The organism is Rhodococcus sp. 5G237 (assembly GCF_053764735.1).
Window position 1 is genome coordinate 587,617 of the sequence record NZ_JBSNCD010000003.1, and the last position, 10,113, is coordinate 597,729.

General features: G+C 69.7%; 8 protein-coding genes. 4 read left to right on the forward strand and 4 right to left on the reverse strand.

Going from position 1 to position 10,113, the window contains the following annotated elements:
- The first annotated feature begins 11 nt into the window (after positions 1 to 11).
- Genes ACWPOC_RS09315 through ACWPOC_RS09330 form a run of 4 tightly spaced genes read left to right on the forward strand, consistent with a single transcriptional unit; the run spans position 12 to position 5,882 of the window.
- On the forward strand, positions 12 to 1,178 hold the full coding sequence (locus ACWPOC_RS09315) for an LLM class flavin-dependent oxidoreductase (RefSeq protein ID WP_349536168.1): 1,167 nt from the start codon (positions 12 to 14) through the stop codon (positions 1,176 to 1,178).
- Entirely contained in the window at positions 1,175 to 3,715 is a 2,541-nt protein-coding gene (locus ACWPOC_RS09320) for a non-ribosomal peptide synthetase (protein WP_120281757.1), read from the forward strand. Before ACWPOC_RS09315 ends, ACWPOC_RS09320 begins: the two co-directional genes overlap by 4 nt.
- On the forward strand, positions 3,712 to 4,602 hold the full coding sequence (locus ACWPOC_RS09325) for a beta-1,6-N-acetylglucosaminyltransferase (protein ID WP_179161759.1): 891 nt from the start codon (positions 3,712 to 3,714) through the stop codon (positions 4,600 to 4,602). The genes ACWPOC_RS09320 and ACWPOC_RS09325 overlap by 4 nt, the downstream gene beginning before the upstream one ends.
- Positions 4,599 to 5,882 carry a lipopolysaccharide biosynthesis protein gene (locus ACWPOC_RS09330; RefSeq protein WP_085468915.1) on the forward strand — a complete coding sequence of 428 codons (1,284 nt, stop codon included), beginning with the start codon at positions 4,599 to 4,601 and terminating at the stop codon, positions 5,880 to 5,882. The genes ACWPOC_RS09325 and ACWPOC_RS09330 overlap by 4 nt, the downstream gene beginning before the upstream one ends.
- A 37-nt stretch (positions 5,883 to 5,919) precedes the next feature.
- Here ACWPOC_RS09330 and ACWPOC_RS09335 read toward each other — a convergent pair whose 3' ends face one another.
- The 4 genes from ACWPOC_RS09335 to entS are packed head-to-tail and all read right to left on the reverse strand — an operon-like array spanning position 5,920 to position 10,110.
- Positions 5,920 to 6,813: a glycosyltransferase family 2 protein gene (locus ACWPOC_RS09335; RefSeq protein WP_085468916.1), complete on the reverse strand. Its 894-nt coding sequence runs from the start codon at positions 6,811 to 6,813 to the stop codon at positions 5,920 to 5,922.
- Positions 6,814 to 6,847: 34 nt separating this feature from the next.
- Positions 6,848 to 7,870: a glycosyltransferase family 2 protein gene (locus ACWPOC_RS09340; protein WP_455408456.1), complete on the reverse strand. Its 1,023-nt coding sequence runs from the start codon at positions 7,868 to 7,870 to the stop codon at positions 6,848 to 6,850.
- 21 nt (positions 7,871 to 7,891) lie between these two features.
- Positions 7,892 to 8,845 carry an endonuclease/exonuclease/phosphatase family protein gene (locus tag ACWPOC_RS09345; protein WP_120284023.1) on the reverse strand — a complete coding sequence of 318 codons (954 nt, stop codon included), beginning with the start codon at positions 8,843 to 8,845 and terminating at the stop codon, positions 7,892 to 7,894.
- Between the two features lie 11 nt (positions 8,846 to 8,856).
- Positions 8,857 to 10,110, reverse strand: coding sequence for an enterobactin transporter EntS (entS, locus tag ACWPOC_RS09350; protein ID WP_455408457.1), 1,254 nt, complete (start codon positions 10,108 to 10,110; stop codon positions 8,857 to 8,859).
- Between the last annotated feature and the right edge of the window lie 3 nt (positions 10,111 to 10,113).

Below are 10,113 nucleotides of genomic sequence, written 5' to 3' on the forward strand. Positions count from 1 at the left end.
AACGAACGAACATGTCGGTCGAGGACACGAGCACCCCCGATATCCTCTGGTACATCGGAGCGGTCGACGGCGAGGTGCCGTGGGATCCGCGCCATCGCTATCCGTCGACCTTCGAGGCACTGCGCGAGCAGGCACGTGTCCTCGACCGACTGGGCTACTACGGAGCCCTCACGACCGCCCGGGAACCGATCTCGCTGATCGGCGATACCGAGCACCTGCGGTTCCTGGTCCCCGAATATCCCGGGATCAAGCCGCCCGCACTGCTGGCCGAACAGGCCCAGGTCTTCGACCACTATTCGGGTGGCCGGCTGATCTACAACCAGGTCAACGGCGCCGATCCGGTGCTGGCCCGCTACGGGCGCTTCCATTCGAAGCAGGAACGCTATGCCGTCTCCGAGGAGTACTGGACGCTGTTCCGCAAGCTCTACCTCGACGACACCGAGGAATACCACGGCCGCTACTTCGATTTCGGCCCGCGCTACAAGCCGGCCATCGGCGGACCGCGTCAGCCGGGTGGCGTGCCGGTGTGGGGCACGGGTGCTTCGCCGGAGGGCATCGACCATGCCGCCGCGGTGCTCGACGCCTACCTGACCTTCATGGGACCCGCCGCCGACATGGGCCGGTTGTTCGACCGGGTCCGCGCCGCCACCGCCGGGCGTGGACGCACGATGCGCTTCGGTGTCCTCGCGAGCGTCATCGTGCGCGAGACCGAGGACGAGGCGTGGGACCGTTTCGAATGGCAGCTCGCGCAGACCGATCCGGAGTCGGTCCTTGCGACCGTCGACCGCAACCTCACGAGCTTCCACTTCCCGCCGCTGGCGGAGTTGACCTCCGACGACCCGCAGGTGACGGAGCGGATCGAGGCGCTGCGCGCGGGCCGTCTGCCCACCCGGAGCGAACTCGAGTTCGCCCCGAACATGGCCGCGGGCCTGACCATCTGGACCGCCGCCGAACCGCCCTTCGACATCGCGGGTAAGGGCACCGGCAACTATCTCGTCGGCAGCGCCGACAACGTCGCGGCCCGCATCCGGGAGATGAGCGCCGATCTCGGCATCGACATCTGGATCCTGTCGGGCTGGCCGTCGGCTCGGGAAGCGGAGATCACCGCGGAACTGCTGTTCCCCCGCCTCGGTCTGCCGTCCCCGGTCGCAGGCACGCACGCGACGTCACCGCGATGAGGTCGATCCTTCCCATCGCGGACACGCACACCGTCCGCGATCGTTTCACCCTCGTCGCCGAATCCACCCCCGAGGTGCCGGCGTTGGTGTGCGCCGGCGAATCCGTCACCTACGGTGAACTTCTCGCGCGGTCCACCGACCGCGCCCGTGCACTCGCGGCCCACGAACCGGATCCACGACGACCGATCGCGCTCGACACCACCGGCGACCTCGACACTCTCGTCGCACTGGCCTCGGTTCTGATGTCGGGTCGTCCGCTGGTGCTCCTCGATGCCCAACTGCCCGAGGAGCGTCGAACCGAGATCCACCGGCGCAGCGGTGGCCTGCGGCTGTCTCCCGCCGAACTCGGAGACCTGCCGTCGGCGGACGAGGCCGTCCTGCCCACCGTGACGGCCTGCGACACCGCGGTGTTGTTGTTCACCTCCGGCTCCACCGGCACACCGAAGGCCGTGCGGCAGGGAAACCGGCTGTGGCTCAATCAGGCTGCGGAGTTCCACGAGCGACTCGGCATCGGCGCCGACGACCGCGTCGGCCTGCCGTTGCCCATCAGTTTCGGCGGCGGTCTCGACATCGTGATGTCGGCGCTGCTGCACGGCGCCGAACTCCACGTGATCGATCCGCGGCAGACCGGGATCGAGGCTGTTCCCGCCTGGTTGCAGGCGTCCCGTCCGACCACCCTGCACACCACCCCGTCGCTGCTGCGGTCGATCCTGAAGGTCTGCGGACCCGGCGACCTGCAGGGGTTGCGACTGGTGACGACGTGCGGCGAGCCCGTCCACGGCGACGACGTCCGCGCTCTCCACGCGCGCCTCGACGCCGGCAGCACATACTGCAATCTCTCCGGCTCGTCCGAGACCGGCAACATCGCCTTCGCCCCCTTCGACACCGGATCCGACGTACCCGACGGAATCCTGCCCGCCGGGGAACCGGCCGCGCGCAAGATGATCCGTCTCGTCGACGCGGACGGCCACGACGTGTCGCCCGGTACGACAGGCACCCTGGTCATCGAGTCGCCGTTCGTCTCCGAGGGCTACTTCACCGACGTCGACGGCGTCCTCGCCGGCACCCCCGACGCGTTCGGCCACACCGAGGACGGCACCCCCGTCTTCCGGACGAGCGATCTCGGCCGCATCGGACCCGACGGACTGCTGCGCCTCGTCGGACGGCAGGACGACGCCGTGAAGGTCCGCGGTTACCTCGTCGAACCCAACGAGGTGGCCGCCGCGCTGCGCTCACTGCCCGGTGTGGACGATGCGGTGGTCACCGCGCACCGCGACGGCATGATCGTCTCGCTCGTCGGTTACGTCGCCACCGCCCCGCACGAACGCGCGCCGTCCGAGGCGGACCTGCGCCGCGAACTGCGCGACACGCTGCCGGCGTGGATGGTGCCCGGCCGGATCGTGTTGCTGCCGGTACTTCCCCGCAACGAACGCGGCAAGATCGACCGTGGCGCGCTGCCCGCCCCGCCGGGGCGCCCCACACATGTGGAACCGAACGCCGGCACCGAGAGCACGCTCGCCGAGATCTGGGCGGAGGTCCTCGGCCTCGATGCGATCGGACGCGACGACGACTTCGTCTCTCTCGGCGGCGACTCCCTTCAGACCCAGCAGATGCTCACCCGCGTGAGCGACCGGTTCGGGATCGACACGTCGTCCGCGACGCTCGCCCACAACCCGACGCTGCGACGGTTCGCCCGCCACATCGACACCGTGCGTGTCGATTCCGGGCCTGTCGATTCCGGGCGTGTCGACTCTGCTGCTCCGGCACCGACCGCACGACCCGGCTCCGTGCTCGTCGCCCTGCAGACCACAGGTACCCGTCCCCCGGTGTTCGCGTTCGCGGGCGCGGGATCGACGGCTCTGGCTCTGCTGCCGCTCGCGCGGGAACTCGGCCCCGATCAGCCGGTCTACGGGTTGCAGGCCCGCGGACTCGAGCGTCGCGGCCTGCCGGACTGGACCGTCCGTTCCGCCGCGCGCCGCTACCTGAAGCACATCCGCCGCATCCAGCCGCACGGCCCGTACGTCTTCGTCGGCCACTCCCTCGGCGGGGTGATCGCCATGGACGTCGCACGGCTGCTCGAGGATCGCGGGGAAACCGTCTCGGCCGTGGTGTGTCTCGACACCATCCTCGACGGACCGCTCACCGAGGGTGGTCCCGAGCTGCCCAGGACGTCCACCACGACGACACCGGGCGAGGCCACACCGGCCGCGGCGCCATCGCGGTCGGATCTGTGGCGCACCCGCGCGCGCCTGCTCACCGCGGGAATCGTGCAGTACCCGGCGCAGACACAGTGGGAGCTGTTCCACGAGCTCGGCCGTCGCGTCGCGTTGCTCCACCGTTTCCGCCCATGGGACGGACACGTCGAAGTGGTGATGGCCGAGGACAATCCGGACGACCCGCAGTGGTGGCCGGCGATCGCAGCGAATGTGGTGTCCGTCGAACGCGTTCCGGGCGATCACGTGGGGATGTTGCGTCCCCCGCACGTCGCGCGCACCGCAGCGTTCGTCCGGGCCGCACTCGGACGGATGCGTCCGTGAGTGTGCGTGCGGCGGTCCTGATCCAGGCCCATCGGCATCCGGAACTGTTCCGAACCCTCGTCGATTCGCTGCGACATCCCGCGATCGACATCTACCTGCACATCGACGCCACCTCGGATCTCGAACCGTTCGAGGACGCGGTGCCCGAGGACGATGCGGTGACCTATCTGCGCGGTGCGCAACGCGTCGATGTGCACTGGGGTGGGCTCAGCCAGATCGAGGCGATGCTCGCCCTGGTCCGCGCTGCACGGGCAACGGGACGCGACTACGACCGCTTCGCCCTGCTGTCCGGTTCCGACATCCGCGTCGCGCCGCTCGACGACATCCTGACGGCTTGGGCGTCGTCCACCGAGTTCCTGCGTCTGGACCGGTGTCTGACCGCTCCCGGGATGTGTTTTCCGGCGCGGGTGTCGCGCCGGCATTTCCCCGACCGGCCCGGCGGCGTGCTGCAGCACGTCTCCGGGCGCATCCCCCGCCGCGTCGACACGACCGTCGATCTCCATCAGGGTTCGCAGTGGTGGGCACTGACCGCAGCGGCGGTCGACCACGTGACGACCTTCCTCGACCGGCATCCGTCGTGGTTGCGGTTCCATCGGCACACCTTCTGCCCCGACGAGATCGTCGTCCACTCGATCCTTGCCGCCTCGCCGTTGCGGGACCGGATCGCGCAGGACCACACGGCAGGGACGGATACCGACCGACTCGCCGATCCGTTGCACGGGATGCACTACATCGACTGGTCCGATCCGCTCGCTGCGAACCCCCGCCTGCTCACCCCCGCGGACGCCCCGGTGCTGCTCGCCTCCGGGGCCTTCTTCGCGCGGAAGGCCGATCCGGCCACCGCGGCCGAACTCGTCGCGGCCCTGCGGCAGGAGACGGCGACGTGATCGCGACACTCACCCGCCGGTTGCGAGGCGGTGCGGCACCCGGCCTCGAATCGAACGCGGCCGCGCTCATGCTGTCCTCGCTCGCCACGGGGCTGCTCGGACTCGTCTACTGGGCTGTGGCCGAGCGGTTCTTTCCGACGGCCGTCGTGGGACACGCGTCCGCGGTGATCAGTACGGCGACGATGCTCGCGTCGATCTCGTGCCTGTCGCTCGGTGGTGCCTACCAACGCTTCCTGCCGGGTGCAGGTCGCGCATCGGGGCGGTTGATCGTCGGCGGTTGCGCGCTCGTCGGTGCGGTGGCGTTGCTGCTCGGCGCACTGTTCGTGCTCATCGGGCCGACGCGGACCACCCTGTTCCCCACTACCACCGAGGCCACCGTCTTCCCGCTGATGGTGTGTGCCTTCGCGCTCTACGCGATCACCGATCCGATCCTCATCGGTCTGCGGCTCGCGCGCACGGTCGCGGCGAAGAACATCGCGTTGTCGGTGCTCAAGATCGTGCCCGTGATCGCGTTGGCGGGCACCGGCTCGGCCCTGGCGCTCACCGGTTCGTGGGGCGTGCTCGCCCTCGGCATCACCGCCGTGGTCCTGATGCGCGTCCTGCGCGCGACCTTGCCGGGACGCCGCGAGGTCGAACCCGACCTGCCGCCGGTCCGGGAACTGTGGGCGTTCCAGGGCGTGTTCTTCACGATGTCGCTCGTCCTGACGCTCACCCCGCTGGCTCTGCCGCTGATCGTCATGTCCACTCTGGGCCCCGAGCAGAACGCCTACTTCAACCTGGCGTGGACGATGTGCACCGCCCTCGGCCTGCTACGCGGCGCGGTGGGATCGTCGTTCGTCGTCGAGGCATCCTCGCCGGGGGCCGATCGTGCGCACCTGTTGCGGCGGTTCGTCCGGATGCTCGGCGCGGTCACCGCCGTCTCGGCCACCGGTCTGGCGCTCGGGGGGCCCCTGATCCTGTGGCTCGTCTCCCCCGACTACTTCCACGCCGCCGCCGGGCTGGTGCTCGTCATGGCGCTCGACGCCGTCGTCGGGGCGGTCGTGGTGGTGTACTTCCTACTCGCCCAGATCCTGCGCCGGTTACATCTCATGCTCGCCGTGCAATGCCTCGTCGTCGCGATCACGATCGGCGGGGCGGCGTTGCTGGTTCCGCGGCTCGAACTGCTCGGGGTCGGCGTCGCGACCCTCACTGCGAACATGGTGGCGTTGCTGGTGATCGCGCTCCCGCTCCGCCGGTTCGTCGCCGAGTTCACGGCGGCGCCGACCGACGCGCGCGGCTGACGGGGACCGCTCAGCCGCGTGCCCGCGCGCCGCGCGCTCAGCCGCGCACCCGTGCAGCAGCTTCGAAGACCTTGCGACTCACGAAGCGCACCGTCTCGACGCCCGGCCGGCGGACGACGGCCCGCGCTGCCGGCACGGCCACCGACGACAGCTGCCGTGCCAAGGCCACGGGCAGCGAGCCGTCCGGACGTTCGGCCCACAGCAGTCGCCCGAGGTCGGCGTCGCCCAAGGCTGCCACCCCCGTCGCGGTGGCGTACTCGCGCGCGATGCGCAGGTGGGCGGCGCGTTGTTCGTCCGAGTACACGGCGCTGACCTGGTGCGGGTGGATTCGGTAGCGGTAGCCGACGATCGGCAGGTTGCCCATCCGGCCGTGCGCGGCGAGTTCCGTGAAGAAGCGGTAGTCCTCAGCGTGCGCGAACTCCGGGCGGAACCGGATTCCGCTGCGCTGCAGGACCGACGACCGGATCATCACCGACGCCCCGCAGTGGCAGCTCGCCAGGAGCAGCCGCTGACGGCACGCGGAATCGGTACGCGGCATCCGGACCCGCCCGTCGAAGGCGCCGAACAGTTCGTAGTCGGTGCCGCACACCGTCAGCTCCGGGTCGTCGGACATGGCCCGGAGCTGGGCACTCAGCCGACCGGGCGGCATGATGTCGTCGGCGTCCATGCGCGCGAGGAAGGCTCCGCGCGATTCGTCGAGTCCCCGGTTGAGGGCGCCGACGAGACCGGTGTTGTCCTGGCGAACGACGCGCAACCGCGTGTCGTCGATCGCGGCGAGGACCTGCGCGGTGTCGTCGGTCGAACCGTCGTCGACGACCAACAGTTCGAGGTCGCGGTGATCCTGCGTGAGGATCGAGTCGAGCGCCTCGCGCAGGTAGGGCGCGGCGTTGTACGCCGGGACGAGCACGGTGACGAGCGGACGCTGGGTCATCGACGAAGTTCTCCTGTAGAACGGGCGGTCGCGCTCAGCGATGACGCAGGATCGCGGAATACAGCCACGGCGCCGATTTCACGAGGACGGCGAAGATCGCCTCGCGACGGAAACCCGTGCGCGCGAGCGGCACCGCATCGGCGATGGAGATCTCGCTGCGGACCCGGCGCATCGCGGTGTCGTAGAGACCGGGGCGGTCTGCCCTCGCGTGCCGGGCGCGCATCGCGAGATGTGCAACCGAGGTGAGGACCTCCCGATAGTGGAAGCCTCGCATGTCGCCGAGCCAGGCCTGGGTGAGTCCGTGTGCGCGGACGACGGCGCGGGCATCGCGGCCGACCTTGAACAGGTCGAAGGTCCGTTCGCTCAATGCCGTGGAGATCGACCCCGCCCGGTACAGATAACGGTAGAGCGGTTCGTCGACCATCGCGACCCGCTTCGCGGACAGGGCGAGTCGCAGGACGGAGACGATGTCCTCGTAGGCCTGATCCTCATCCCACGGCCGGTCGCCGAGGATCTCGCGGCGGAACAGCTTGGTGCACGCGTACGCCTTGACGCGACCGCGGATCAGGGCGCGCGCGAAATCCTCTCCGGACAACACGGATTCACCCGTGGGCGGTTCGTCGATCTGCAACGGGCGGTCGTGTTCGTCCACGCGGGTCGTGCGGCAGCACACGAAGTCGGCGTCGGCCTCGACCAGTGCGCGTTCGAGGACCTCGACGAAGTGCGGTTCGGCCTCGTCGTCGCTGTCGAGGAACCAGACGAGATCGCCTGTGGCACGAGCCAGTCCCGAGTTGCGGGCACGACCGAGACCGAGATTGCGCGGGTGCGTGACGACGAGATAGGAGGCGCCGGCCTCGTCGAGGAAGCTCGTCACGACCGCCATCGAATCGTCGCCGCCACGGTCGTCGACGAGAACGATCTCGTCGACCGGACGAGTCTGGTACAGGACCGATCCCAGACATTTCTCGACATACGGGATACAGCGGTGGACGGGCACCACCACACTCACGCGCAGCCGGTCGGACTCCACCACGGCCTCCTCACCGACGAACGACAACCGAGTCAGGATAACCGGACATCAACCGGACCAGGGTGTGACGGACGCAACGAGACCGTGATGATCCGATCCCGGAATGTCGATGCGTGTCAAGCGATTCACGACCGCGTCCCGGGTGATCATGCGGTCGATCCCGATGACCGCCGGGTAGGCTGCGTCGGCCGGGAAGCTCGGCAACAGCCCCGCCCCGGTCTGGTCGGCCGCGTCGACGAAGCCGTCGGTGAGCAGCGCCCGGTAGCGGGTGTGCGACCAGGTGGAGTTGAAGTCGCCGCTGACGATCACGGGACCGTCGTCGCCGGCACGCTCGCGCAGCAGCACCCCGAGTTTCTCCATCTCCGCCGCCCACTGCCAGGCAGGTTCCGGATAGGGCGGCATCGGATGCACCGCGGCGAGCACGACGGTCCGTCCGTCGCCGAGATCGAGGTCGGCAACGAGATTCTGCATCGCGAACCGGCCGAGCGGCTCGGCGTCCCGGAGCGGGAACCGACTGTAGATGCCGGTGCCTCCGCCCCCTTCCGGCCGCGGGGAGACGAACTGTTCGGGCAGCAGATCGTCGATTCCGGCTGCGCGCAGACGTGTCACGGCGTCGTCGGTGAGTTCCTCGACGGTCAGGACATCCGCGTCGTACTGCCGGACGAGGTCGACGACGCCCGCGGCGTCCGCCTCCCCGAGCCGGATGTTCGCCTGCAGCACGGTGATCGGCTCCTCCACCGTCCGTTCGGGGAAGGACGGACGGCTCGGGACGAACAGCGGCAGGTGCGTCCACACGCCCGCGAGCACCACCAGCAGAGCGACCACGGCGCTGCGCCACGCGCGGAGGGCGAGCAGCATCAGCAGACCGACGGCACCGGCGGCGACGAGCAGCGGGACGAAGGACGACAGCAGGATGAGCTTGTTGCTCTCCGGACCCAGATAGTGGACCCCGACTCCGAGGGCTCCGACCACCACCGCGCCGAGCGCGAGCCCGTGGAGCACGCGGCGTACGGTCACTCGACCGCGACCGGATGCGTGCTCGGTTCCACCGCCGCGCCGCGCAGGCGCCGCAGCACCAGGGTCACGAGCAGCGCGAGGACCGCCATCGCGGCGCTGTACCAGACGACCGCGTCCGGGGCGTCGAAGATGCCGCCGAACAGGCCCGCGACGAGCGCACCGACCGACATGCCCGCGACCTCCTGGGCGGACCACAGGCCGTTCACCCGGCCGAGCAGCGTGTGGGGCGTGTGCGTCTGGATCAGCGAGTAGCGCAGCACCTCCTGGACGGCCCCGAACACACCGACGATCACGAGCAGCACGGCGGTGAGCGCCAGGACGGACGTGAAGCCGACCAGTGCCTGGACGACGAATCCGAGGATCAGTGCGGTGAGCAGCACGCGACCGGGCCGCACCGACCGGCCGAGCCACCCGCTGGTGACCGTGGCTGCGGCGGCACCGAGCGCGATCGCCGCATACATGACGCCGATGGCGACGGCGTTGCCCTCGAAACGCGCGTCGGCGAAGGCCGGGACGAGCACGAGCACACCGCCACCGAGCATCGCGACGACACCGGCGATCATCACGCCACCGACGACGCGTTCGCGGCGCAGGAAGCCGGTCACCGTCTCCGAGGGTGTGTCGGCGTCGTGCCCGGCATCCGAGTTCGGCGGGTTCAGCGCAGGCAGGCCCGAGAGCAGGGTGACGGTCACGGCGGTGCCGATCGCGGCCACCCAGTAGTTCCACGCGACCGAGAACGTCGCGATCACGAGACCGCCGAGCGCCGGGGACAGGACGGCTCCGGCGCGGGCGCTGAGGACGTTGAGCGCGCCGACGGCGACGAGCTGGTCCTTGGGGACGAGCGTGGGCACGACCGCCAGCAGAGCCGCGATGCTGATCGACCCGATCAGGCCGTTGACGACCGTCAGGGCGATGATCGCCGGCACCGAGGGCGACGACAGACCGGCGTTGACGGCCAGTCCTACGAAGGTGAGGCCTGAGACGGTGCGGGCGAACAGGATCAGGAACTTGCGGTTGTAGCGGTCGGCGAGCATGCCGCCGAGCAGCATGCCACCGATCGCAGCGCCCCCTTCGAGCGCGGAGACCAGACCCACCATCGGCGACGATCCGGTCAGGTCGTAGACCTGGATCGGCACGCCGACCATGAGCATCCCGATACCGAAGATCGAGATGGTGCGAGCGATGAAGATCCGGCGGAAGGCCGCGCTCTCGCGCAGCGGCCGCAGATCGAAGAGGGCGCCGTTGCTCATTGC

Excerpts from the sequence above, each read along its gene's own strand:
- ACWPOC_RS09315 (WP_349536168.1), top strand. The coding sequence starts at position 12 with ATGTCGGTCGAGGACACGAGCACCCCCGATATCCTCTGGTACATCGGA.
- ACWPOC_RS09320 (WP_120281757.1), top strand. The coding sequence starts at position 1,175 with ATGAGGTCGATCCTTCCCATCGCGGACACGCACACCGTCCGCGATCGT.
- ACWPOC_RS09335 (WP_085468916.1), bottom strand. The coding sequence starts at position 6,813 with ATGACCCAGCGTCCGCTCGTCACCGTGCTCGTCCCGGCGTACAACGCC.
- entS (WP_455408457.1), bottom strand. The coding sequence starts at position 10,110 with ATGAGCAACGGCGCCCTCTTCGATCTGCGGCCGCTGCGCGAGAGCGCG.